Annotated in this window: 1 protein-coding gene; it reads left to right on the plus strand. The window is 47.5% G+C overall.

Annotated elements, in window-relative coordinates; translation table 11 throughout:
- A partial coding sequence (locus AB4585_RS21790; protein WP_372170902.1) for a hypothetical protein occupies positions 1 to 457 on the plus strand: 457 nt, incomplete at both ends.

Genomic DNA, 457 nt, shown 5'->3' on the forward strand with positions numbered 1-457 from the left:
TTAAACCACTTAAGCACCTTGATGGCGCGGGTGAAAACGCGATTAACCTTAACTTCTCTGTTGTAGCTGAAGATTTCGACCAAGATAAATCGAATGCGATCGATTTGAAGATCATGGTGACGGATGATGTGCCAACCATCACTGATACGACGGTTGCGAGTACGTTTGTCGTTGATGAAGGCGATTTAGGCTCTTTTATCGCTCAGGCGACAGGCTCGTTTGTTACCACGAAAGGTGCAGACCAAGTAGAGGCTTACGAACTACGCAATATCTCAACACTGGAAGCGACGCTATCGTCGGGCAATGAAGGTATTAAGATCACTGAGATCACAGGTGCCACTAACACGACCACCTACCAAGGGGCAACTGACCCAGGTGGGACGCCAATCTTCACATTAGTGCTGACTGATGACGGTGCTTATACGTTTACTTTACTTGGTCCTCTCAATCACGCTAC

It is taken from the genome of Vibrio sp. 10N.222.49.C9 (assembly GCF_041474985.1).
Lineage (GTDB): Bacteria > Pseudomonadota > Gammaproteobacteria > Enterobacterales > Vibrionaceae > Vibrio > Vibrio crassostreae_C.